The organism is Paenibacillus sp. FSL H7-0703, from assembly GCF_038003485.1.
Taxonomy (GTDB): Bacteria; Bacillota; Bacilli; order Paenibacillales; family Paenibacillaceae; genus Paenibacillus; species Paenibacillus polymyxa_B.
In genome coordinates this window covers 2,551,765-2,577,353 of record NZ_JBBOPF010000001.1, presented here as the reverse complement: position 1 = coordinate 2,577,353, position 25,589 = coordinate 2,551,765, and the positions used below count along the sequence as shown (strand labels likewise).

20 protein-coding genes are annotated in these 25,589 nt (G+C 42.4%); 15 read left to right on the top strand and 5 right to left on the bottom strand.

Annotation, left to right across the window (positions count from 1 at the left end; genetic code table 11):
* Positions 1 to 62: 62 nt before the first annotated feature.
* The 3 genes from MHB46_RS11190 to MHB46_RS11180 all read left to right on the top strand — a co-directional run bounded on the left by MHB46_RS11190 (position 63) and on the right by MHB46_RS11180 (position 2,285).
* Positions 63 to 1,391 (top strand): replication-associated recombination protein A, encoded by a 1,329-nt coding sequence (locus MHB46_RS11190; RefSeq protein ID WP_341162364.1) that lies wholly within the window; start codon positions 63 to 65, stop codon positions 1,389 to 1,391.
* Positions 1,392 to 1,437: 46 nt separating this feature from the next.
* Positions 1,438 to 1,785, top strand: coding sequence for an MmcQ/YjbR family DNA-binding protein (locus tag MHB46_RS11185; RefSeq protein WP_341162363.1), 348 nt, complete (start codon positions 1,438 to 1,440; stop codon positions 1,783 to 1,785).
* A 74-nt stretch (positions 1,786 to 1,859) separates the two neighbouring features.
* The gene (locus MHB46_RS11180; RefSeq protein ID WP_341162362.1) at positions 1,860 to 2,285 is read left to right on the top strand and encodes a MaoC family dehydratase; all 426 of its coding nucleotides are present in this window, start codon (positions 1,860 to 1,862) and stop codon (positions 2,283 to 2,285) included.
* Positions 2,286 to 2,957: 672 nt separating this feature from the next.
* Here MHB46_RS11180 and MHB46_RS11175 read toward each other — a convergent pair.
* Complete coding sequence (locus MHB46_RS11175) at positions 2,958 to 3,530, bottom strand: DinB family protein (RefSeq protein WP_328801634.1); 573 nt, start codon at positions 3,528 to 3,530, stop codon at positions 2,958 to 2,960.
* 812 nt (positions 3,531 to 4,342) lie between these two features.
* On the opposite strand from MHB46_RS11175, the gene MHB46_RS11170 reads away from it, so the two are divergent.
* The 4 genes from MHB46_RS11170 (at position 4,343) to MHB46_RS11155 (ending at position 8,063) form a co-directional block, all read left to right on the top strand.
* Positions 4,343 to 5,161, top strand: coding sequence for an alpha/beta fold hydrolase (locus MHB46_RS11170; protein ID WP_190298551.1), 819 nt, complete (start codon positions 4,343 to 4,345; stop codon positions 5,159 to 5,161).
* Between the two features lie 353 nt (positions 5,162 to 5,514).
* Positions 5,515 to 6,174: a hypothetical protein gene (locus MHB46_RS11165; protein WP_341162361.1), complete on the top strand. Its 660-nt coding sequence runs from the start codon at positions 5,515 to 5,517 to the stop codon at positions 6,172 to 6,174.
* Positions 6,175 to 6,722: 548 nt separating this feature from the next.
* The gene (locus MHB46_RS11160; protein ID WP_445667590.1) at positions 6,723 to 7,397 is read left to right on the top strand and encodes a DUF418 domain-containing protein; all 675 of its coding nucleotides are present in this window, start codon (positions 6,723 to 6,725) and stop codon (positions 7,395 to 7,397) included.
* A gap of 240 nt (positions 7,398 to 7,637) precedes the next feature.
* Positions 7,638 to 8,063 (top strand): MarR family winged helix-turn-helix transcriptional regulator, encoded by a 426-nt coding sequence (locus MHB46_RS11155; protein ID WP_025719952.1) that lies wholly within the window; start codon positions 7,638 to 7,640, stop codon positions 8,061 to 8,063.
* A 160-nt stretch (positions 8,064 to 8,223) separates the two neighbouring features.
* On the opposite strand, the gene MHB46_RS11150 is transcribed toward MHB46_RS11155, so the two are convergent.
* The gene (locus MHB46_RS11150) at positions 8,224 to 9,198 is read right to left on the bottom strand and encodes a bile acid:sodium symporter family protein (RefSeq protein WP_341162360.1); all 975 of its coding nucleotides are present in this window, start codon (positions 9,196 to 9,198) and stop codon (positions 8,224 to 8,226) included.
* A 115-nt stretch (positions 9,199 to 9,313) separates the two neighbouring features.
* On the bottom strand, positions 9,314 to 10,195 hold the full coding sequence (locus MHB46_RS11145; protein ID WP_341162359.1) for an AraC family transcriptional regulator: 882 nt from the start codon (positions 10,193 to 10,195) through the stop codon (positions 9,314 to 9,316).
* Between the two features lie 136 nt (positions 10,196 to 10,331).
* Between MHB46_RS11145 and MHB46_RS11140 the strand changes: the two genes are divergently transcribed.
* Genes MHB46_RS11140 through MHB46_RS11130 form a run of 3 tightly spaced genes read left to right on the top strand, consistent with a single transcriptional unit; the run spans position 10,332 to position 17,346 of the window.
* Positions 10,332 to 13,688: a DUF5107 domain-containing protein gene (locus MHB46_RS11140; protein WP_341162358.1), complete on the top strand. Its 3,357-nt coding sequence runs from the start codon at positions 10,332 to 10,334 to the stop codon at positions 13,686 to 13,688.
* The gene (locus MHB46_RS11135; protein WP_341162357.1) at positions 13,681 to 14,967 is read left to right on the top strand and encodes a cellulase-like family protein; all 1,287 of its coding nucleotides are present in this window, start codon (positions 13,681 to 13,683) and stop codon (positions 14,965 to 14,967) included. The genes MHB46_RS11140 and MHB46_RS11135 overlap by 8 nt, the downstream gene beginning before the upstream one ends.
* A 21-nt stretch (positions 14,968 to 14,988) precedes the next feature.
* Positions 14,989 to 17,346, top strand: coding sequence for a beta-galactosidase (locus tag MHB46_RS11130; RefSeq protein WP_341162356.1), 2,358 nt, complete (start codon positions 14,989 to 14,991; stop codon positions 17,344 to 17,346).
* 94 nt (positions 17,347 to 17,440) lie between these two features.
* Here MHB46_RS11130 and MHB46_RS11125 read toward each other — a convergent pair whose 3' ends face one another.
* Positions 17,441 to 18,424, bottom strand: a complete 984-nt coding sequence (locus MHB46_RS11125; protein ID WP_341162355.1) for a glycoside hydrolase family 5 protein — start codon at positions 18,422 to 18,424, stop codon at positions 17,441 to 17,443.
* A 496-nt stretch (positions 18,425 to 18,920) separates the two neighbouring features.
* Between MHB46_RS11125 and MHB46_RS11120 the strand changes: the two genes are divergently transcribed.
* From MHB46_RS11120 to MHB46_RS11100, 5 genes are all read left to right on the top strand, one after another.
* The gene (locus tag MHB46_RS11120; RefSeq protein WP_341162354.1) at positions 18,921 to 19,487 is read left to right on the top strand and encodes a 5' nucleotidase, NT5C type; all 567 of its coding nucleotides are present in this window, start codon (positions 18,921 to 18,923) and stop codon (positions 19,485 to 19,487) included.
* Positions 19,488 to 19,608: 121 nt separating this feature from the next.
* A complete protein-coding gene (locus MHB46_RS11115) occupies positions 19,609 to 20,403 on the top strand; it encodes a Nif3-like dinuclear metal center hexameric protein (RefSeq protein ID WP_341162353.1) in 795 nt (264 codons plus the stop codon).
* Positions 20,404 to 20,482: 79 nt separating this feature from the next.
* A complete protein-coding gene (locus MHB46_RS11110; RefSeq protein WP_341163731.1) occupies positions 20,483 to 22,837 on the top strand; it encodes a glycoside hydrolase family 2 TIM barrel-domain containing protein in 2,355 nt (784 codons plus the stop codon).
* 181 nt (positions 22,838 to 23,018) lie between these two features.
* The gene (locus MHB46_RS11105) at positions 23,019 to 24,227 is read left to right on the top strand and encodes an MFS transporter (protein WP_432421734.1); all 1,209 of its coding nucleotides are present in this window, start codon (positions 23,019 to 23,021) and stop codon (positions 24,225 to 24,227) included.
* Between the two features lie 20 nt (positions 24,228 to 24,247).
* Complete coding sequence (locus MHB46_RS11100) at positions 24,248 to 24,817, top strand: sugar O-acetyltransferase (RefSeq protein WP_341162352.1); 570 nt, start codon at positions 24,248 to 24,250, stop codon at positions 24,815 to 24,817.
* A 114-nt stretch (positions 24,818 to 24,931) separates the two neighbouring features.
* Here MHB46_RS11100 and MHB46_RS11095 read toward each other — a convergent pair whose 3' ends face one another.
* Positions 24,932 to 25,483 carry a helix-turn-helix domain-containing protein gene (locus MHB46_RS11095; protein WP_336077950.1) on the bottom strand — a complete coding sequence of 184 codons (552 nt, stop codon included), beginning with the start codon at positions 25,481 to 25,483 and terminating at the stop codon, positions 24,932 to 24,934.
* Positions 25,484 to 25,589 lie beyond the last annotated feature (106 nt).

The following is a 25,589-nucleotide window of genomic DNA, read 5'->3' as shown; positions in this document are numbered from 1 at the left end:
AGTTATATATTAATGTTTTCTCGTGTACTTTTTTAAAATATGTTGTTTGAGGAAGTGATTTTATGATCCAGGGATCTTTATTTGATGATGATTATGATCAGGGACGGCCTTTAGCAAATCGGGTACGTCCACAAAATTTAGAAGAATTTGTAGGTCAAAAACATTTGCTTGAACCCGGAAAAGTATTACGTGAAATGATTGAGAATGATCAAGTTTCATCTATGATTTTTTGGGGGCCACCAGGAGTGGGAAAGACGACGTTAGCTAAAATAATCGCCAATCAAACCCAATCTAAATTTATTGATTTTAGCGCTGTGACTAGCGGTATCAAAGATATTCGTAGTGTCATGAAAGAAGCTGAAGGAAACAGGCAATTAGGTGAGAAAACACTTTTATTTATTGATGAAATTCATCGTTTTAACAAAGCACAGCAGGATGCCTTTCTGCCTTATGTGGAAAAGGGAAGCATTATATTGATTGGAGCAACAACCGAAAATCCATCGTTTGAAGTGAATTCAGCCTTGCTTTCTCGTAGTAAAGTGTTTGTGCTTCATCCACTCAATCATGCAGATATTTTAGAGCTATTGCAAAAAGCATTAGCGAACCCAAAAGGGTTTAATAATCAATCAATCGAGATCGAAGACGGTGTTTTATCAGCGATTGCTGAATATTGCGATGGAGATGCCAGAGTAGCTTTAAACACACTAGAGATGGCTGTATTACACGGGAAAAAATCAGATGGAGCCATTGTAGTGAATAAAAATGATTTAGCACAAATGTTAAATCGCAAGTCATTATTATATGACAAAAATGGTGAGGAACATTATAACATCATATCTGCTTTGCATAAGGCGATGAGAAATAGTGATGTTAATGCTGCAATTTACTGGTTATCGCGCATGTTGGAGTCCGGGGAAGATCCATTATTTATTGCTAGAAGATTGGTCAGATTTGCAAGTGAAGACATTGGTTTAGCAGATAACCGAGCTTTGGAGATAGCAGTAGCTGTCTTCCAGGCTTGTCAGTTTATTGGTATGCCAGAGTGCGATGTACATCTAACCCAAGCTGTCATTTATCTCACCTTGGCCCCGAAGTCCAACGCAGCTTATTTGGCCTATAGAGCTGCAAAAAAAGACGCCCTGCATTCCGTAAATGAACCTGTTCCCTTACAGTTACGAAATGCTCCGACTAAATTGATGAAAGAACTGAATTACGGGAAAGGTTATAAATATGCCCATGATACTCAAGAAAAATTAACAATGATGCAGACCATGCCAGATTCTCTCATCGGACGCGTATATTACCACCCCACTATACAAGGATCTGAAATGAAATTTAAACAACGGATGGAAGAAATTTCAGCATGGTATGCAAGCCACAAAGAAACTTAATTGCTTTAATGTATAGATGATCCAATAGAAATCGAGGAAATTCGTCATGACAATAGAAAAAATTATTAAGCATTGCTTATCATACCCAAGTTCATATGAAGATCACCCTTTTGGAGACGGATGGACTGCGATGAGACATCAAGGGAACAAAAAAATTTTCGCCTTGATATACAATCATGATGAGCATCTTTGCGTCAACCTAAAATGCAACCCTGATCATGCTGATTTTTTGCGAAAAGCGTTTGAAGAGGTAAAGCCTGGTTATCACATGAACAAGGAACATTGGAATACAGTAATATTAGATGGTGATCTGCCAGAAGATGAAATTCACGATATGGTGCATCATAGCTTCGAATTGACCAAGCCAAAAAGCTCCAAAAAACATACTAGCTAAAGATAAATTTCTTATTGACAATTAAATTTTGCGGAATTCATTATGTAAAAGTATCCGGTTTCGAGAGGTGTAATATGAAGTTTAATGAATTCTTTGTAGGGCAGCGGTTCGAGACTGATTCTATAAAAGTAACCAAAGAAAAAATTATGGAATTCGCATCTGAATTTGACCCTCAGTACATGCATTTGGATGAGAAGAAAACTCAGGAAGGCATGTTTGGAGGAATTATTGCTTCAGGAATCCAAACATTAGCCCTAACATTTAAACTATGGGTAGAGTGTGGTTCATACGGTGAAGATGTAGTGGCTGGTACTGCTATGGATAATATCCGATTTATAAAACCTGTATACCCTGATGATGAGTTACATGTAGTTGTTGAAGTCATTAATCTAGAAGATAACCGAAAGAATACAGGAATTGTAACTGTGAATTTATCTACTTTTAATCATACGACTCAAAAAAATTTTGAAGGGGATCTTTCTGTAATAATAAAAAAATAACGTATCTTTAAATAAATGAAATTGACGGGATATCTTTCATTCACGTATTCCAAAGCGGGGAGAAAACATAGTAGCTCCTATCGTCAGCGTAAAGGAATGCACAAAAGATAATTGTATCCGTTCAGAGAATAGCTCCTGCAGATGCAGGAGCTGTTTTTGTCTGCACTAAACATTCAGTTGGCTGCATCATTGACACTGACCAGCACCGGGAAAATCCAGTGATTTGCTGTTGTGGGAAGCAAAATTTAAGGAACTCCTTTATGAGAAGATATATCCTTTGATGACATGAAAGAAATTTTAGGTACTACCTTTTACTGGATAGAAAAAGAGCTTAAAAAGTACGAAGATCTAGTTTTAGAACTTCTATTAGAAAAATTGTATTCTAAAGAGATATTAGAAAATATAAAAACGGACGCACATATTAATATAAAATGAAATTAAAATAAGTACTTTAATAATATTATTAGTACTATTTTTTTAATGAATTAATTAAAAATACTGGACTTCAGTACACAACTTTATTGTATGTACACAGAAAAATAATCATAATTGATGCCCGAAGAAAATAAAGTTTTAGACTGATCCGACAAATGCAACAGCGGCAGATAAGGACGCGAAAATAAAATCCTAGACTGGCCGCTGTTGTGGTCAACATTCAACTATCGTGTCCTGTTAGCCTAATAACTCTGCAGTTTGTAAGAAAGCGTCCAGCCGCTCCTTTTGAAGAAGATGATGACGGTAATGCATCTCCACCATCGTGAACCATTCGACCGCGTTTAACGCGCCGAAGGCTACGGCCGGATGAGTCGCCTTTCGCTGCAGCCGCTCTGGGTCTATGTTCTGCAGCGACGCCCCAATCTCATGCATGCGGCGCCTTGCTTCCTCCAGCTTGGCGACAAGCTGCTCCTTGCTCTCTGGCTGAGGAGGCGTATATAGCAAGTCGGCCGGTACCTGAATGCGAACCGGTGGGAAGCTCCCTTGCTCAAACACGGCATGGCCGGCCTCCGTCTTCCCGCCGCCCTCCTCGCTGCCGCCACCGAGCGCCATGCACTGCTCCGCAAGAAGGAGCTGCAAGTTCAGCGTGGAATGAGGCAGATGCAGGTACATTTGCCCAAGCGACCATTCGTTCTCGCTTGGCTTGCGACACAGTTCCGCCAGACTATACTTGTCCAGCTCCCGAACATAATGCTTCGAAATCTCGTCGAACCTTACCAAAATATCCTTAATCCCTATGTTCTTGTTCATCAAGATCATCTCCTCGAATACTGAATTACTCTCATCATATGAGAGGACCCAAGAAAAAAGCATATTCGTAGTTTATATCTTTAATACTTTATTTTCCAGTCTAAGACTATATTTTCTAATTACACCGGCCGCCGTCGCTAGCGCGCCAATCGCAAAGCTGGACTTCATTCCGGAAGAGCTGGGGAGCAAGCTGCAGCTGCGCATGCGGGCCACGCGTCGCCAGTCTATAACTTTATTATCTCAGTCTAGTTCTTTATTGTTTAGTCTAAAACATTATTATTCGCTAACAATTGACAATGAAGAAGTAGTACAACTTCTTATTGATTGTATAAATACGCCTTTTTAGAGTTGCGTATATTCTCATAAAATTTTGAAAAATTAGGGTGGACCGAATAAATTCGAGTCAATGAGTTCTCACTAATTATGAAAATGATCGTTGAATTATCATATATTCAACTTGTTGTTTTCTCATTAATTATGACACCACACATGTGAGTAACCATTATAGTTGAGACAAAGGTAATTAATAGATGAGATTTTTTGCATACATGTTTGAGACAGAGTGAGGACCTTGATTCGTCAAAAACACTGATGAATCAAGGTTTTTCTACTTTATATGGTGATGAATAATAAAACAGGCAGGTTAGTTTGACTCCGGAAATAAGAATGGCGAACAAGTGTTCTTTACATATATTATATATGCGTATATAATCAAAACGAAACGGAAACGGAGATCTGGTGTGCTAGATAAAGCAATGTAGATTTTTTTTTAGTATAAGCACATTATAAATAAATCAATTGGAGGAGTCTGTATGCCATATTGTAAAGTCAAGAATGCCAATATATATTACGAGGAAATTGGTAAAGGCAAACCGATTATAATGATCCATGGTTTTACACCAGACCATCGGTTAATGAGTGGGTGTATGGAACCGATATTTGAAGATATCCCCGGTTGGCGTCGTATCTATCTTGATCTACCTGGAATGGGACAAACAAAGGATTACGATCAAATATGTAATTCAGATGATATGCTAGAAGCAGTTATAAATTTTATTGAAACTCTTGTCCCAAACCAAGATTATCTCATAGCAGGCGAATCATACGGTGGTTATATTACAAGAGGAATAATTAATAGACATAAGGATCGTATTGGTGGAGCTGCACTGATTTGTCCATTAATTATTCCTGAACACAAAAGAAGAATACTTCCCGAGCATTTTGTTGTTCATTGTGATCGCGAGTTTATGGACACCTTAAGTGAAGAGCAAATAAGTGATTTTAGCGCAAATCAAGTTGTTCTCAATGAATATAATTGGAAAAGGTATTCTGAAGAGATCGTGGCAGGTTGTAAGATCGCTGACTACGATTTTCTTAGCAAGATTCAAAGAAACTATGGATTTTCCACCAATATAGATGAATTAGTTTTCGATAAACCAACAGTATTTACTCTTGGGCGACAAGATGCAGTTGTTGGTTACATAGATGCTTTTAGAATTTTAGACAATTATCCTAGAGCAACCTTTGCCGTTCTAGATCGAGCAGGCCATAATCTTCAGATTGAACAGGCTCTATTATTTGAGTCACTTATGCGTGAGTGGCTTGAAAGAGTAACAGAGTTTGGATTTTAGTTGTATATGAATCCATTGAACTAACGGGCAGTGTAGTTTAATTCACATGGTTTAAAAGCATAGGGTATTATTGAATAGGTATTAAAAAAAGTACAATTTTCTTCGTATGTTCAAAGGAAGAGTGAATTCATGAGTGATTTAGATAAAATTAAGCTCGTGAGGCCGCCATTTCCCAAGCTACGATGTTTTTCTTCCAACCTATTATGATCTAGGAGAGGATTTCTTTGAAGAAAAACATCGGAAACAAAAAGCTAAGCTTATTATTACTGATTGTTTGAGTAGGCTTCCCACAAATTAGTGAAACGATCTTTAGCCCCTCATTACCTTCTATCGCTGTGACGTTCGGAACTTCAATGAGTAAAGCAGCTGCTGGCAAGACCTACCCTGCAGGTTCATTTATCATAAATATGCACCAGGCAAAACACGGCATTGCAAACATGGTTTTATATGATGGTATTAACGTCTCAGATTATGCTTCCGTAGCTGGCGGGATTGTGCAGGATTTTCCAGTCCTACGAGGATTTGAATGTGATGTGGTTAGAGAAGCTGAAGTGTTTGAGGGCCAAACCTCTCCGGTGACTTCCGTATCGATTCCGGCAACACAAATGCCGAATCATTCTGCCTATGTTTTAATTCGAAACACCAATAACGATGCCATCAAAACCGTTAATGAATTGCTTAAATCCGGCAAAGTGGTCACGATGCTATCAAAAAGCGGAACAGGATATGAAACGGGTGACTTTGCAGTCGCCTATGACGATCTGCACCCGCTGGCCTCAAAATACGATCTTGATGTAACGGCATTAGGCAATAACCAACCCGTTGGCAAAGTTCTTAAACCTTCTACGGTAGCTGCTCTCGGCGAACCGGCTTATGTGCTCAAAAATCTCGGTTTTAAAGTGACCGATGATCAGCAGCATGCCGATGTGCTTGTGAATCATTCGATTCCGATAAACTTGTCGAGAAAGGGAAGCCTTACATTGCTTATGGAAATATGGGGATGGTTAATGTGAAAAGCTGGATTCCTCAATTTGCGTTTGCTGGCCAATTCAATTTTTAATGCCGTCCCTGGCAAATCGTGAGTGAATTTTAATGATATTGAAAACAACCTTATTCCAGTGATCAACTGCGAATAAGGTTGTTTTTTGTGATAAACCAGTTTCGTCCGTTGTGACATTTTGTTTGCAACTTGATCAAACTTTAGCGACATCTGCAGGCTATATTGGACTACAGCGTAACATCAATCCTGAACATGCGGGTTGATGAAAAATGTGAGTTCAGGATTTTCAGGGACGAATGCAAGTTGCTAAGCAGTATTAAACTGATGAGCAGATCCTCAGAGAGTATGAGGAAGAGACAAAGATTAAAAACCGAGCTTTTTCCGTAAACAGCCAGTTGAATGAAAATCAAGTAAATGAAAAGACGGTTGCTAATAAATTGGATGAAAAAGCAGTAGATACAGCAGGTATATCCAATTCAACCTACGACGGTACACAAACCGATATTCCTTCTCGAAGCTCTGTAGAAGAGTCGAAGAGAAGGTGATATCGCGGGAGGTCCGATGTCTGCTCTCGCCTTGACTCCTGCGTTTGTTGCTGGTATGGCCATTGGCCGCTTTGACCTCACCAGATTACGCACAGCTCTCATACTCGCAGGCAGTGGTATCGTTATGCTTGTTATTGGCAAAGCGCTGGCCGCTTTTATACTTCCGAATTGGAATCTTCACTTTGGACAATGGCTGATAAGTGTGCAAGGAGTTGTTCCTGTACAACCGACGGATGAGTACGCAATTTGGCCTCTTAATACGGAGACACCTATGTGGCAGCTCCTTTTGGGAACGGCTCCGCACACCCCCTCGACATTCCAGACGATGCTAGGATTAGGGATTTCATTTCTGGTAATGGGAGTTGCATGCCTCGTATCCAAAAAGGCTTCCGCTGTATTAATGCCTTTCGCAGCAGTCGGACGTGTGGCCCTGACCATGTATGCCTTTCAGTTTGTAGTGGTGTGGATTCTCGATCTGACAAAGATTGGGCATAGTCTGGATGGAGTCCTGTTCGGCGACGTAATGATCGCAGTTGCAACACTGCTGCTGGGGTTATTGATTGCCCAGCGTCCTGTTGGTCCGCTTGAAGGATTGATGCGCCGCTTTGACCGATTGTTCAGCCCTCCCAACCAGTCTCACAAAAGTAAACGGACTGATCAAAAAAGATACCAGATAAGAGCTATAAGATGATTATTGAACAGATTGAAAAGGAGAAACTAATAATAAAAATATTAATACTTAATTTCTCCGGAAGGGTGGGTTCAATTGTGAACCCACCCGTTTTCCATTGAACACAGTTATGGTTCTTTCTGTAAACAAAATCACTCACATCTTGTTAATATTGTATGGGTTTTGACCATTCTAATTAAGCTTGATACAATAGGTTAAACTAAGTGGAGATACTTCAATATAGAATGGTGTGGTCTAAACTTGCAACATGAAAACGAACTTTTGGATGTATGGTTGTCTTTGTCTCACATCCATTCCACTTTAAATGATAAGTTAGAACAAGCTCTGCTACAAAATTATGATTTATCCTTGAAGGAGTTTTACGTTTTGGGTTTTATATCGAATTCCGAGGAAAAAAAATTACGACTGCAGCAACTTCAAGAATTGGTGGGATTAAGTCAAAGTGCGACATCGAGACTCGTAGTGAGAATGGAAGCCAAAAACTGCGGGGCTTTACAAAGACATACATGCGAGGATGATCGGCGAGGGGTGTATACTCGGATTACGGAATTAGGTGAAAATAAATTCCAGCGTGCACTTCAAACCTTTAATCAGGTGTTACAATCAGAACTTCAGAAAGATGGAGTGAAGTCACAATTTCAAAATCTTACGCAAAAGCTGTTTTAGACTTTGATAGAAATGTTATGATTGGAAAGTGAACATTTACATGATTGCGCATGCATGTTTTCATCAGGCTTCCAACCATGTACGTATAGAAACGCCCTTCCAAAACTCCTCCTCATAAGGAGGAGTTTTATCCTCTGGAACCAACGCGAGCCCTCTTTGCTTAAGAAACAGAGGCCGTATTGCGTTTTTCCTTGGCATTGCCAAGGTCGCGACGACTCAGCAGAAATCCGACCAGAGATGCCGTGGATTGCTGGAAAATCATCCCGAGTACAACAGGCAGTGCTACCGGGGCCGGGAAATAGGTGATGGCCAGCACAGCTCCCGCGCTAATATTGCGCATGCCGCCGTTAAAGACAAGCGCCGTACGGTCTGCATTATTCCACCGCATCAGTCCTGATATCAGATAGCCGATTGCATATCCAGTGGAAGCAAGGACGACTATGGATAGGCATACTCCGACAAGCTTGAGATTAAAATCGACCAGATAAGGCGCGATGACAGATCCGTTAATCATTACGACAAGAGCCATAGCCAGCTTGGAGAACGGTCCCAGCCGAGGTCCCCATACCTGCTTGATCTTCCCTTTAGTCCATTCGTTCAACACCATGCCGATTAGCGAAGGAACGACAATCATCCAGAATAGGCTCTGCATCATCGCCCAGGTATCGAGCTGCACATCCGCTCCGATCAGCAGGGACATGATGCCCGGAACGGCAAATGGGGCCAAAATCGTATCAATTAAAATGATCGCCAATGTCAGCGCCGTGTTGCCTTTATAGATGTTGACCCACACGAAGCTGGAAATGCCCGTAGGGATAGCCGCACCAAGAATAAGTCCAGTGATCGTATAAGGATCATTACTGAAAGCCAGATGCCCCAGCATCATGGCAAGAAGCGGCATAGCCAGGTGAAGAATAAACAGACAGGCGATCAGTGGACCAGGATGCTTTATCACATGGACAAAATCCTTAAACCCCATACTGATGCTGCCCGCGAAGGTCATGAATGCAAACAGCCAGGGAGAGAGTTCGGTATATTCTGACAACGGCGTACCGATTAGGACGCCAATTAGAATGCTGATTGGTGTAATTAGCGGCATAGCTGCATTTAGTCTACGATTCAACGTGAGGAGCATACAAAACTTCCTTTTTTAACCTTAAGTATAGACCTTGCACCCCCGATTCGTAAATGATCTGTGACCTTGCGGCAGCCCGATAGAAGCAAATTTGAACACTCCTGATGAACATAGATCAACCCTTCAAATTATTTCGGTATTCCAAAGGAGAGCAGCCCATTATTTTTTTGAATAGCCTGGAAAAGTAGTAAGGGTCCCTAAAACCGAGTTGTATGCTAATTTCTTTAATAGAAGCATTCGTCAAATCCAAAAGCTGACTGGCCCTCTGTATCTTCATTCTTAAATAGTAATCGACAGGAGAGTAGCCGGTGGATTGCTTGAATATCAAGTTCAGATGCTGCTTGGATACCTGAACATGCCGACTAAGCTCCTCAAGCGAAACGGTGGATTCCAATTGTTCACTCATATAGCGTGTTGCTTTATCCACATGACTCTGGTACGTACTGTCTTCCTTGCGAAATGCAACGGATACAACAAAACTCAGCAGATAACGGACAGTTTGCGATACTTGAACTAAATGTATGATGGAGTATGATTTATTCAGTAAAAGGTCGTAACACTGATGAAATAGCTCCAGTAGTTTGACTTCATTACTGGCGGCCATGGAAATATACGTTTTAAAAGGCTCAAATAATGCCATAAAGTCATCCACTTGGTCCCCTTTAAGATGAAACCAGTAAATCGTCCAAGGATCTCCATCGTCAGCCCCATAAGCATGCGGCATGTCCCTGGGAATGTACGCAAAGCTTCGCTCCGTCATGTCAATCATTAGGCCATCCTTTGTTCGTATCCAACCTTTTCCGCTGGCACAGTAGATGAATATATGAGAGTCACATCCGTGCATTCTTTCACGAAAATGATGGCGGGCATGGCTGAAGCAGCCTATATCCGTAATATATAGATTTTTTGTAAGCGGATTCATATTTAATTTATCCAGCATATAGGGTGGAAGGACATATAACTTTTCACCCTCAAATCCATCAGCTTTCTTATTCATAATCTATCCATCTCCCAGCCGTAAGCGGCTCTAATGATGAAATACGTATATAATCCATCATAAACAGTGGATTGTCAATTGTCTGTAATGTCGCTTACTTGTAAGCTCTGAATATAAGGGCGACTATGAGGGAGTGATGGAATTGAGCATTTTCGATGCTAAGGCACGCGTGTGGGAGCAAACTGTGCAGATCCCCACGTATGGAATTGGCAAACCTGACAAAAATCCAATGTTTCTGGAGAAACGTGTCTACCAGGGAAGCTCCGGTCGAGTGTATCCGCATCCGGTAATTGATAAAATTGAGGATGAGAAGAAACTTGAAAATTACCAAATGGTTTTTCTGGAAAATAAATATTTACGCATTGAGATCATGCCGGAACTGGGAGGCCGCATTTATCGTGCGGTCGACAAGACCAACGGTTACGATTTTGTTTATTATAACAGGGTCATCAAACCAGCGCTTGTGGGCTTATTGGGGCCGTGGATATCTGGAGGGATTGAGTTCAACTGGCCGCAGCATCACCGTCCCAACACTTATGGACCCGTTGAATACAAGTTGGAAGAACATGACGACGGAAGCGCAACGGTATGGGTAAGCGAAATTGATCGTATGTTCGGCACGAAAGTAACAGCTGGTTTTACACTACAACCAGATAAAGCATACCTTAAAGTTGAGGCCCAGCTATACAACCGGACTGACGAGCCTCAAACGTTTCTATGGTGGGCCAATCCAGCCGTAGCGGTACATGAGCACACACAATCCGTTTTTCCTCCAGACGTATCAGCCGTGTTCGACCATGGAAAGCGTGATGTATCCCGTTTCCCGATCGCTACAGGCACTTATTATAAAATGGATTATTCTGAAGGTGTAGATATCTCCCGATACAAAAATATCCCTGTCCCCACTTCATATATGGCCTATAAATCGGATTACAATTTCATAGGTGGTTACGACCATATGAAACAAGCCGGGCTTTTGCATGTGGCCAACCATCATATCTCTCCTGGAAAAAAGCAATGGACATGGGGAAATGGCGAATTCGGCCAAGCATGGGACAGGAATCTAACAGACGAAGATGGTCCCTACATCGAGTTGATGACGGGGGTATATACCGATAACCAACCAGATTTCACTTGGCTTCAGCCGTATGAAGAAAAATCGTTCTCGCAGTATTTTATGCCTTACAAACATATTGGTATGGTCAAAAACGCTTCAATTGACGCAGCCGTTAATTTGGAATTAAATCGCAGCGAAGGGACAGCACAGATTGGAGTCTATGTAACTTCATCATTTCGTGAGGCTGTTGTGGAATTAAGCAGTCAACGGAAAGTTTATATCCAAGAAACCTTAGATCTGACGCCTAATAAGGCCTTTATACAGAAGACAGTTATTTTGGCTGAGGATGAGGATTATGAACTATGCTTAATCGTCAAAGACGCGACCGGAAGGGAGTTGATTAGCTACCAGCCGAAGAAAAAGGAAGTTGAACAGATGCCGGCTACCGCTGCCCCCCTGCCAGAACCGGAGGAATTAAGAACGAACGAAGAATTGTATTTAGCAGGACAACATTTGGAGCAATACCGTCATGCTACCTTTGAACCCGAGGCGTACTATCTTGAGGGCCTGAAAAGAGATAAAAATGACAGCCGCATAAATGTGGCATATGGTACGTTGCTTCTTCGTAGAGGGTTGTATTCAGAAAGTGAAGAGTGCTTTCGTAAAGCCATCTCGCGGGTAACCTGGCGTAACTCTAATCCCTATGACGGTGAGGCCTACTACCAGCTTGGCTTGTCGCTAAAACACCAAGAGCGGATGGACGAGGCGTTCGCTGCCTTTTATAAATCGGTATGGAGTGCGGCATGGCAAGACAGCGGGTATTTCTCACTGGCACAGATTGCGACAGAACAAGGGAACTATGAAGAAGCATTGGAGCTCGTGGAGCGTTCAATCATCCGCAATGCTCACAATTACAAAGCACGCAACCTGAAGTCAGCTATTCTTCGTAAGCTCGGCAGCTACGAAGCGGCAATAGCCTTCTCCAAGGAAACGATGAAGCTCGATATCGCCGATTTTGGAGCTTACCGTGAGCAAGCATTATCTTTAGAGGCTCTCGGGTTACGAGATGATGCTAAAACGGTCCTCGAAGAGTTGGGAAAATGGATGCGGGGAGATGTGCATAATTATATAGCGGTAGCATCGGACTACGCGGCGGCGGGACTCTATGAGGATGCAGCATGTGTGCTGGAAGAAGCTCCAGAGCAGGCGAAAACATACCCTATGCTGTATTACGTTCAGGCCTTCTGCTATGCTAAAATCGGCAAGCATGAGCAGGTGAACAATGCTCTCGCTCAGGCCGCAGATGCAGTACCCGACTACTGCTTTCCTAACAGTCTGTTTGAGTTGGATGTGTTACAATTTGCAATTCGAACGAGACCGGGGGACGGAAAGGCGCATTATTACTTAGGTAATTTACTCTATGATAAGAAACGGCATCTGGATGCCATTTCCAGCTGGGAAACTTCTCGTTCCATTGACGATACTTACCCCGTTGTTCACCGTAATCTTGCTCTTGGATATTTTAACAAACAGGGCCAAGTAGAGAAGGCTCGCCATTCGTTAGAGCAGGCCTTTGCGTGCAATACTTCAGACGCGCGTGTTCTTTATGAGCTTGACCAGCTGTATAAGAAGCTGAACATCAGGCCCAACGACAGATTGAACCTAATGGAGAGTTATCCGGGAATCATAAAGCTTCGCGATGATCTGTTTTTGGAATATGTAACCGTTCACAATACGATGAAGCAGCATAAAATAGCGTTGTCCTTGCTGACAGGGCGAATATTTCACCCATGGGAAGGCGGAGAGGGGAAGGTAACTGGACAGTATAGGCTTGCCAAGGTAGAGCTTGCGAAGTCCGACCTGAGGTCTGGGCGGATTGAACAGGCTGTAAAAGGGCTGCGGGAGGCTTTAGTGTATCCAAAGAATCTTGGCGAAGGTAAGCTAGAGGGTTCCCAAGATAACGATATCTATTATTATTTGGGCTGCGCGTATGAGCTATTGAAATTAACAGATGAGGCAAGGCAGGCCTTTTCCACGGCCTCTCAAGGACTGGGGGAACCCATTGATGCCATGTATTATAACGATCAACAGCCAGATATGATATTTTATCAAGGATTGGCCTGGAAGAAACTTGGTTATGCGAAGGAAGGCATGCGTCGATTCAACAAGCTCATTGATTACGCCGAAAGGCACTTGTTCGAACCCGTGAAAATGGATTATTTCGCGGTCTCGTTACCCGACTTTCTCATCTTTGAAGATGACCTGAATATTCGTAATCAGGTTCATTGTACTTATATGAAGGCACTTGGTTTGCTTGGATTAGGGCGACAGGACGAAGCTATCTTGCATTTTGAATCGGTGCTTAAGCTGGAAGCTAATCATCAAGGAGCATTGAACCATATGGACTGGAGCTGGGAGGGGAAATCAAATGAGTAATCTCATGAGAAATGTACCGCGCAAATTGACGATCACCATGTGGGACTTTTCTTGGTATACAATGACGCAGGAAGGTGAGCCCTACAGCGATCTTGAAGCCCGGTTTAAAGAAGCGGTCGAAAGAGGCTACAATACGATCCGAATATGTGCTATGCCATTCATGTTGTTTACAGCGGATGGCAAACGTCCTGGACCCTTGGAGTTTGCTAACCTTGGGGAAGTAGGCCAGCGTACGCGTTGGTATAACTGTCGTGGCGGCGCAGTGCTGGACGGGCATGCTCATTTACTTGAACTGTTTAAACAAGCTAAGGCTCATAACTGTTACATTATGTTATCCTCTTGGGAATATCAGCAGAGTCCCAGCTTTCTGGCTCATGCTGAGCTTAGAGATGAATTAGCTGCAATACCTCCTAAGGAGAGATTTATGGCCATTGCAAAATCAATGGATCAGTTGATTCGTTTCGTCACAGCAGAAGGTTATAGGAACCAGATTATCTATACAGAGCTGCATAACGAAGTGGAATTTGGGCAGTTAAACGCCGTCGGAACGTCTGAAGGCATAGCCGAAACGAATGTACCAGCGCTTATTGAAGCCATGCAGCCCTACGTAGAAGAAGCAGTTGGATATCTCCGCCAATGTCATCCTGATATCATGATGACCGCCAGTTATACGTTAAATGAAGCCTACCCTAAAGCTTACGTCGCGCGCAATATGCAGGTTGCCCATTTTCATCTTTATATTAAAGGGGTACTCAATGAGCTTATGGAAGCGGCAGGGCTTGATGATGAGTTGGCGCCGTTCCCCAATCCATTCGTACAATCCCTATTAAGAGAAGATGCTCCTCCATTTGCAGAGTGGACCCTGCCTCCGGAGCAGAATTGGCGGATGGAAGGCAATCCAGTCGGCATGAGGCTTATTTATTTGCACGACTGGGTAGATCCCGATCAATGGGATTTATTTTTGTACGATCGGTATGGAGACCATAAAATTGCCATGTTACAGAAGGCCGACTCCCGATTGGAAGAGATTCATGAATGGACTCGTCATTCCGGCATTCCAATTGTCATAGGAGAAGGTTATGTAGGCTACACGCCGCTGTATGCCCAATTTGAAGAAGGCCCAGTCGGTAAATTTATCGCTGAATATGTATTGCGAAAAGGAATGGCACTTGGGTTCTGGGGAATGACCCTCTGCTCTAACTGTGCTCCCCATCATCCATTCTGGAATGATATCGCTTGGCAGCGCAAGTGGAATCAATTTATCTTGAATTCAGATTAACGAGTGAGGGGAGTGAACTCCATGAGAACCTATCGGGTTACAGTCAAAGACGATCAAAAGCATATTATTAAAGGACATATCAAACTTGGCGGCACCAATCCAAAAGGAGAGGAAATCGGATTCACCAACTATTTTATGGAGAAGGACGGAGAGCCCTTTTTCGGTATTTGTGGTGAATTCCATTATGCCCGTTATGATGAACGCTATTGGGAAGACGAAATCATTAAAATAAAAATGGGCGGCGTAAACATCATTGCCACTTATATTTTTTGGAACCTACATGAAGAAGTTGAAGGTATTTTTAATTGGAGTGGGAACAAGAATCTTCGTCGTTTCATCGAGTTGTGCGGCAAACATCAGGTATACTCCATTATTCGGATCGGACCCTTCAATCACGGGGAAATTCGAAACGGAGGTATGCCGGATTGGTTATTTGGTCGACCATTTGAGGTTCGCTCTAATGATGAGGGGTATCTGTTCTATACGAGAAGATTATATAACGAGATCGGTGCCCAGGTTAAAGGGCTGCTATATAAGGAAGGGGGGCCGATTATCGGCACCCAAATCGAAAACGAACATCATCATTCATCTGCCCAGTGGGCATGGACTGTAGGAATTAATGATATGTGGTTAAACAGCGGAAGTGACGGTAACTCGCATATGTTAAAACTTAAAGAAATAGCTCTGGAAGCGGGGATTGATACTCCGATCTATACGTGCACAGGATGGGGAGGAGCAACAACTCCTGTCCCTGATATGCTGCCATTATGGGGCGGGTATGCCTATTGGCCATGGATCTACTACGAAGAGGGACGTTTGGAAGGGATGGACGAGCATCCTGCGACACCGGAATACATTTTCCGAGACAAGCATAATAACAAGATTCCAAAGAGCTACAATTTTGAGCCTCAATATGCCCCTGAAGACTATCCGTACGCTTGCTGTGAAATGGGTGGCGGCATGGTTCAGTTTTATAAATATCGGTTCGCCTTTCCCTACCGTAGTGTTCCAGCGATGACTGTCATGAAGGTTGCAGAAGGTTGTAACCTGATAGGATACTACATGTATCATGGGGGTTCCAATCCTCGAGGTCAGGTTAACCCGTTCACAAATGATCTAGCCACCCCTAAAATATCCTATGATTTCAACGCTATGATCGGCGAATTCGGTCAAGTAAGAGAGTCATATCAAAGAACAAAGCTGCAACATTACTTTTTTTCAACGTTCCAAAAGCAATTCTCTCTAACAAAGACTATTCTGCCAGGGGATACGTCCCAGATGGACCCTTATGATGTGGAAACGTTACGATATGCTGTGCGATCCAGTGCCGGATCGGGGTACCTATTTCTAAATAATTTCCAAGACCATGTCGAAAATGACGACCTGTGCGATTTTAATGTGAGCATTGAGCTGCCCGAGGAAACGATTGTAATCCCTAGTCAAGGTGAACTAACGTTAGGACGTGATAGTTTTGCCATATTGCCATTTAACTTCAATTTAGATGGAATGAAGCTCAAATATGCTACGGCACAGCTGATAACAAGGATAGAAGAAGATGGAGAAGTGTATTATTTTTTCTTTGTACCAGAGGGCATGAAAGGAACGTATGCAATGGAGTCAAAAGGCATGATCAGTGCCACAATCGACAAAGGTTCGATAGAGCAATTCGATGGGAACACGATCATTAAGGTTGCTGAAGAGGAGGATAGTCTCATCCATCTGGTATCTGAAAGTGGCAAAAATGTTGCCATCTACACGATGACTGATGAGCGAAGTCTTACATTTTGGAAGGTGAACATGCAAGGCCGCGACAGAGTGATGCTGACAAATGCCAATGTACTTATATCTGAGGGCGATCTAAGGCTGGAATCAACGGGCCAAGAAAGGGTAACCCTGAGTGTATTCCCGGATTTTGACGCCTCATTCACATCTATTTCTGGTGGAGAACTGCTTGAAATAACAGAAAGTGAATTATTCAAAACGTATCGTTTAAAGGCTCCTAAGAAAGAAATCCATTTCAATTTGAAAAGGGTAAATAAAGATAAATTTACTATTGATTTCGAAACAGATGCGTTTCATGGAATCAAGGAGGCTCTGCTGCGTATCGATTATACTGGAGATATCGGTTATGCTTTTATGGATGGCGAACTGATCAACGATAATTTCTGCAACCATACGACCTGGGAAATAGGTTTGAAAGCATTTGAACATCGGCTCATCAAGCAAGGGTTGTACGTATATGTTTCCCCCATTCGAAAGGGTAAGGTTCTCAACAGCAATACGACTATGGCGGGCTGGAACGAGACGACAAAGGAACGTATCGTAGATATCAGTTCGGTTAGCCTTGTACCTGTATATGAAATCAAAATCACCATATAACCCAGAAGGTTATATGGTGATTCTTTTCCAGATTCATTTCACATAAAGTGAGGAGCCAGTGAATACATGAGTCTTTTTTATTTTCTTAATGTGTTTAGTAGATACCAGCTTTTTTTGATGTTTGTTTGATCCCGTTGCTTCCGTTGACTACAGTTTTCCCCCAATCTGTCAGATTGCCATTAGGTCCTGTTACAAGATCAAGGTAGGAAAGGTTGGAACTATTACCATACCAGGACCAGGCTAACCAGCCTACTCCTTTGGATTGGCCATATCTCATGATTTCTGTCTCGTCGACGTCTGCTCCTTGATGGTAACCGCCAAATTCACCAATAATCAGAGGAAGTCCTTGATTCAGAACGTTATCAATATTGGTTCGAACAGTTTGAGCATCTTTACCCGCGAACTCATACATATGGATGGAGAATACCGTATTTTTCAAAGAATCAGCTGCAAATACAGATTTACCAAAGTCATTGATAGACTGAGGATATTGTCCCCATCCGGCACAATCGACGATAAGCGTATTTTTGATACCTGCGTTTCTCAACTTGGGAATCGCTTGCTTGTATCCATCAGCCCAACCACTTCCATTCCAAGAACCATACCATTCGTTCGCAATGTTTACGATAACCCGGTCTTCCTTGCCGATCAGAGCATCCTTTATGCTAATCCAGTAGTTCACAGCTGCATCCAAAGACGCGTAGTCGTCTTTGCCCGTAGCGTCATGAACTTCAAGCACAGCAATCATTTTGTAACTCGTGACGAGAGAGATCATATTTTTCACGGAATTAATGTCATCCTTGGTGTACTGGTTTCCGTTAGAAAGGACAATTCGGACGGTATTAGCGCCTGTCTGGGCAATTGCCGGGATAGCTGTATAAAGATCGTTTTTGTACCATGTGTGAGCATGATTGACGCCTCTCATAACAAATGGCTTGCCTGTAGAATCATACAATTTGGTACCGCTTACATAAAATCCTGAAGCAGCTTGTGCCTTGGAGAAGAATCCCCCCAAACCAATCATGATAAGCACACCGACGAGTCCAGACAATAATGCTTTTCTTAACAATACCTTCATTTTTTTACCTCCCTAAATATATTATTCAACTTCCTGCTATATAGAGATGAAGTAGGTGTGTAAGTATGTATACAGCAGTAAGCTAAACACAACATAAAACGCTTTCATTTTTGGTAATAGTTATTTTTTGTTATTCTATCATTTGTGTTTTTGTTATGCAATTGATTTTTTTTAGCTATTTTTTTGCTTTTGAAATTCAGACACATAGATTACTTATTTATGTGTGATTTTTCTATGATTTTATTGTACTCGTTGCTTATATTAAGGTGTATTCCTTCGATATTTATTTGTAATTTAGTTTTTTAAGATAAAAATAACCTAACTAGTTTTTCTTTAGTGTCCCTAACTTATGTAGATAAACCTAACGTTCTGCTTGGCTGATTATCTTGAACAAAGGTGAGATCTATCGGAAGCAATACCTAAGCTTCACCACGATATTAAATTATAGTATGATATTCTTATGAAAAATTTTACCAGAGTGAATAGGGGCAAGCTGATGAGAAAACCAATCATTGCAGTCGATATGGACGATACCATCTGTCATCTCGTCAAACGAGCCATATACCATAACAATAGTGAATTTCCCACTCATCCGCTTCGGTATGAAGAAATGTTAGATTGGAATACTGATCATCTACGTCATCCCAAAAGCACGCATGATGTATTTTATGGGCGACCGGGTTTATTTGAGGAACTTGAACTGTATGACGAGTATGTTGTAGAAGAGATGGAGAAGCTTTGCAATGCTTTTGATGTCATTATTGTGACAGCGGCAGAACCCAAGACCGTCGTAGAGAAATGGAACTGGCTTCAAAGACATATGCCATTCATTCCATTTGAGAACTTTTTCCCATGTAAACGAAAGAACCTGATTAACTATGATCTCCTGATTGATGATGGTCCTCATAATTTAGTGCCTGCGCTAGAGGAGGGGAAAAAGGTGCTTTGCATTCCTCATCCATGGAATCTGAGAGCAAGAGAGCAATATGAGTTCCCCGTCATGACATCCTGGCAAGGGGCAAAAGAACGAATCGACTCCATTTTAGGGGTTCTGTATAAATAATAGAACCATTCGTAAAACAGCTGGCTCCTTTGGAACTGGCTGTTTTGCTAGAAGGAATAGCACCTATGATTGAAATAAAATGGTACAATTGATATACCTTATCCATGAGGAGGGAACGTGTATGACCATGACTATGGGTCAGATTGTGAATCATCTGACCAAGGGAATAAGCATACCCAACACCACCGTAGATCTGCTGGAACCAGGATTTATAGATACTGAGGTGCACGGAATTGTAACCGCTTTCTCCGCTTCGCAGTATGTGATAGAACAAGCTATTTCTCTAGGTGCAAATTTTATCATTACGCATGAAGGCATCTTTTATAGTCATCAGAGGATGCATGAATGTTTACTACATGATCCTGTTTTTTTGCAAAAATCTCGCCTCATTGCCGATGCAGGTATAGGCATTTATCGGTTTCATGACGCCATACATCGTTATCAACCGGATGGAGTGATGGTTGGGCTTCTTCAGGCGCTTGGCTGGCACAACTACATTGTGAAGCAGCAGCCGACGGCCGCCATTTTGACTATTCCGGTTATGGAAGTTAAGGAGATCGCTGAATATATCAAAGCCAAACTACATATTCGTTATGTACGGGTGGCTGGTGAGGTTTCCATGCCATGTGAACGAGTGGGAATCTCAGTAGGATACAGGGGAGGTGGTGATCTAGCCATTCCATTATTTCTAAATGAAAATGTAGATTTAGTCATTGCCGGTGAAGGCCCAGAATGGGAAACACCAGAATATGTTAAAGATGCTGTCTATCAAGGTCAAAGTAAAGCACTTATCATGCTGGGACATGCTGAAAGTGAAGCACCTGGGATGAAGTATCTCGCAGATGTACTTTCCGCCCAATTTCCAATGCTCCCCGTACACTTTATAGAAGATCGCCCGGTGTTTCAAATATTGTAATGAGAACACGTCTTTTGTGATGGTCATCCAGCACTGCTGTTATATCCGTTCATCCACTTTATGAAATGGAGGCAAGATGATGGGAAGCAGAGTGATTATGCCGTTCAAAACGGACTGGAAGTTTATAGAGGGTAATTACGCAGGTGCTGAGAAAATGGACTACAACGATGAGCATTGGCGACTCCTTCAAGTCCCTCATGATTGGAGCATTGAGAAGTCCTTTGATCCACATATGCTGTATGGTGGCAATCAAGCTTATTTGCCGAGATGGTCTGTCGGATGGTACAGAAAGCATTTTAATGTGAAGCCCTCCTCTCCAAAACAGCGCGTATACATACAATTTGATGGTATTCACAGTAACAGTGAGGTTTGGATCAATGGGCATTTTGTGGGCAAGCGGCCCTATGGATATGTTAGCTTTCAATATGATTTGACTCCATATATTCGGTGGGATGAGGAGAATGTGATTGCTGTCAAAGTGGACAATACGATTCTTTCACCTGACAGATGGTATTCCGGGGCCGGTATTTATCGTAATGTTTGGCTGATTTGTACGGATTATATTCATATAACCGAATGGGGGACTTACATTACCACACCTGAAATTTCGCCAGATGAAGCCAAGGTAACTGCCAGAATCCAGGTCACTAATCATCACGCGCATGCCGTAGAGTGTACGATTATGACTGAAATGCTGGACCCACAGGGACAAATCAAAGGAAAAGTTGAAAACCGAGTCACTCTTTCGAGCTGTGAAACGGGGGAAATAGAGCAAAAAACGCGAGTTTTAGAGCCAGAACTGTGGTCACCGGACAACCCAGTGCTCTACGAAGCCCAGACGACGATCTATTGCGACAATACAGAGGTGGATCGTTATTGTACCCCTTTTGGCATAAGAGAAGTGAAGCTGGACACTCAAAAAGGTTTATTTCTGAATGGGCACAGCTTAAAGCTAAAGGGAGTGTGCATTCACCATGATTTAGGCTGTCTGGGGGCTGCTTACCATGATACAGCCATGAAAAGAAGGCTTCAAAAGCTGAAGGAAATGGGCTGTAACTCGATCCGTTTTGCTCATAACCCGATGGCGCCCGAATTATTAGATTTATGTGATCAGATGGGGTTCTTGGTGGTTGATGAGGCTTTTGACAAATGGAAATCTCTTTTCTATGAGCATTTATATGATGAGTGGTGGGAAAAAGACCTGGAAGCAATGTTGCTCAGAGACAGGAACCATCCCAGTGTTTTCATGTGGAGCGTTGGGAATGAAGTGGAGAATCAAGGTCAGCCATCCATGCTCAAAATGTTGGAGCAGCTCGTGGGTTTCTGCCATGAAAAAGACCCAACCCGACCAGTTATATGTGCGCTTGAGCCGCATAATACACCGATCAGCTTGCGTGAGGGTTCAATTGAGGCCAAAGTGGAGCATACCAAACAGCTGGCACAACGAGTGGATGTTCTAGGGTTAAACTATCAGGAGCAGTGGTATGAGCACTATAGGGCGGCCATGCCGGATACGCTTATCCTTGGAACAGAAACATTCCCATACTATCGGGGTAAGGATAACCGGGTTAAAGGTTATTTGCCTATGAATCCCTGGTTTGATGTCGCTAATCATGATTATGTGATCGGTCAATTTGTTTGGAGTGGAATTGACTATTTGGGAGAAACGAGCTATCCCTCTAAAGGGTGGTCTTCGGGCCTGATTGATACTTGCGGATTCCGCAAACCAGTATCTTATCTCCAACAAAGTTTATGGTCTAATCAGCCTGTTGTGCACATAGCCGTATTTAACGAACATATGAAATCGGAATTTAATCCGACATGGACGATGCACTGGAAATCTCCGGCTATGGATGATCACTGGACATTTCCTGAATACGGTGGAAAATTGATACGGTTGGTTACCTTCACCAATTGTGAGAGCGTGGAATTGATCATGAATGATGAATCATACGGTGAGAGGAAGTTAGTGGACTATCCTAATCATTTAATCCTATGGGAGCTTCCCTATACACCGGGCAAAATCCGGGCTGTGGGTCGTAATGGAAACAAGAAGGTTTGTGAGCATGAATTAACCACTGCCGGGCTTCCTTATGCTTTAAAGTTGGAGGCTGATCGGGTAATTCTACCTGCTGATGGGCATGAGATATCTCATGTGGAAGTAACCGTCATAGACCAAAATGGGATCATTGTACCTAACCAGGATTTTGATGTAGCCTTTAAACTACAGGGTGATGGTCGTATCCTTGGAATAGACAATGGGGATCTCACCAGCGATGAATCCTTCAAGGGGAATGAGAGACGAACACACAGAGGAAGGTGTCTCGTTGTTGTACAATCCGGTTATATGGCTGGTGAGTTGTTGCTTCAAGCGTCAGCAGAGGGAGAGTTGCAGGGAGAAACCAGACTGAAAATAGAACAAGAACGCAAATGATAATTCAAGGCTGATTCAGTCTAGAGCTTGTATGGTTTTTAATATGTTTACAACTGACGGTCAATAACGATCTATGACTATAATTCTCTTTTTGACAAATAGTTTGGATGTGAATAGAATGACTAATTATAATATATCTTATTAAAAGATTAATAAAAAGTGGTGATAAGGAGATAAGTAAATGCCAGTAGAACCATCCATGAATCCTCGGGTAATTCGTAATATTTTGTTCTTATTATTCGCTTTACCAGGTGTAGCTTTTGCTTCCTGGGTGTCTCGAACGCCTATTATACGGGATATTTTGCATGTCTCGACTGCCGAAATGGGAATCATTATTTTTGGATTAGCTGCAGGTTCTTTAGTGGGACTACTCAGTGCAGGCAATATTATTTCTCGTATAGGTGGACGGGCGGTCATTCTGGGAAGTGCGATTTTGATTGTAAGCGGTTTTGTCATTGTAGGGTTGGGAACTGCATTTTCGCTCACGAGCATCGTGTTTGCTGGTTTAGTCATCTTTGGAGGTGGTTATGGGACAGCAGAAGTAGCTCTGAATGTCGAAGGTTCTGCGGTAGAAAATCAATTGCAAAAAACGCTTTTGCCGGCTTTTCACGGTTCATTTAGTATGGGGACACTTGTAGGTGCAGTCATCGGTTCTGGAGCAGCGGCACTACACATACCTGTTGTGGTCCATTTTGGAGCGATGGCTGCCATGATTGCAGTGGTAACTTTCTATTTTTATCGTTTTCTGCCTCACGATACAGGTATAGAGAAAGAAGTTCCTACTCAAAAGGTTGGATCTAATCTCAAGGCGCAGCTTGCTGTATGGAAAGAAAGACGAATTTTATTGATCGGTATCATCGTGTTAGGTATGGCGTTTGCAGAAGGGTCTGCGAATGACTGGCTGCCGCTAACGATGGTGGATGGTTATGGCGTGGATTCTTTAACAGGTTCCTATATGTATGGACTATTTGTGGCAGCGATGACCATTGGACGTTTTACCGGAGGATTCATACTGGATAAATACGGCCGTGTCCCTGTATTGAAAGGAAGTGCTGTCCTGGCTGCTATCGGTATCATTCTAGTGATCTGGGGACAGCATTACCTCATAGCCGGAGTGGGCGTCGTATTATGGGGGCTTGGAGCCTCACTTGGTTTTCCTGTGGGCTTATCTGCTGCCGGAGATGACCCTCGTGGTGCAGCTATCCGGGTTGGAGCCGTAGCCACGATCGGTTACATTGCCTTTTTAGTAGGCCCCCCAGGATTAGGGTTTTTAGGTGAGCATGTTGGACTTCTGCATGCCTTGATCGTAGTGCTTGTTGGCGTTATTGTTGCTGGCTTGATATCCGGTGCAGCCCAACCTATTGGGGTGAAAGAAAAGAAATCAGATTAAAATATAAAGGGGATTGTCGCATGACTATGAAAACGGAAAAACAAAAGATGATGGATGGGGAACTGTATGTAGCTGCTGATCCTCAATTAACGCAAGAAAGAGAGTATGCGAGAAGATGTGTACGTCTTTTTAATCAGACGGCAGAGACGGATCGTGAGTATCGTGAAAAGTTACTTAAGGAGCTTTTCGGATCAACTGGTGAAAATATAGGCATGGAACCCAACATACGCTGTGACTACGGATACAATATCCATGTTGGGGAAAATTTCTACGCCAACTTTGACTGTACCATTTTGGATGTTTGCGAAGTGCGTATTGGAGATAATTGTTTCCTGGCTCCAGGAGTTCATATTTACACAGCGACTCATCCCATAGATCCGTTTGAACGAATCGCTGGCCCAGAGTATGGGAAACCTGTAACGATTGGCAACAATGTATGGATTGGCGGTCGAGCAGTTATTAATCCCGGTGTTACGATAGGTAATAATGTCGTCGTGGCATCAGGAGCAGTAGTGACCAAGGATGTTCCAGATCATGTGGTTGTAGCTGGAAATCCGGCACGAATAATTAAGCAAATTAAAATCTCCTAAACAGCATACAAGTAAATCATTTAATATTTTGTACCGATGATCCTATTAAAAGGGCTCCTTATTTTAATAGGATCATTTAATTTAAAGACTTGAACACTTAGGATCTCTTGAGGACTATACAGAGTAATAAATAATCATATTCATCCGAACCAGTGTTTCTCCTAGATTATAGTAAATGTGTGGGCGGTCTGCTTTAAAGCGGATCGAATCTCCAGCTTTAACCGTGTACATTTCTTCGCTGATTTTTACCACCATCTCACCCTCAAATACCGTAATAAATTCTTCTGTACCTTCACGGTGCGGCGCTGAACTCAGTTCCCCGCCTGCTTCAATCTCTACGGTGTAAACCTCAAAATTTCTACTTCCTTCATAGGGGAAAAACGGATACAACCTATAGTGATTATTTTCTTCAAGCACTTGTACTTTGCTTTTAGGAACGACTACCGCATCTGCAGGTGGTTCATTAATCAGAGCAGTGAAAGAGATTTTCAAGCCGTTCGCAATTTTCCATACGGTTGTAATCGAGGGATTAGATTCTCCCCGCTCAATCTGACCGAGCATCGTTTTACTGATCCCCGTCAGATCAGCTAATTTATCTAAACTTAATTTTCTTTCATTTCTTAGATGTTTCAAATTTTTACTTAAAATCAGATTAATATTCTCCATAATTCTTCGCTCCTATTGTGCTTTATAAAGAACATATTGTACAATCATAAAGTACAAATGTACGTCTCAACGTACATTTCATTCAATTATAACATACGGGAGTTGA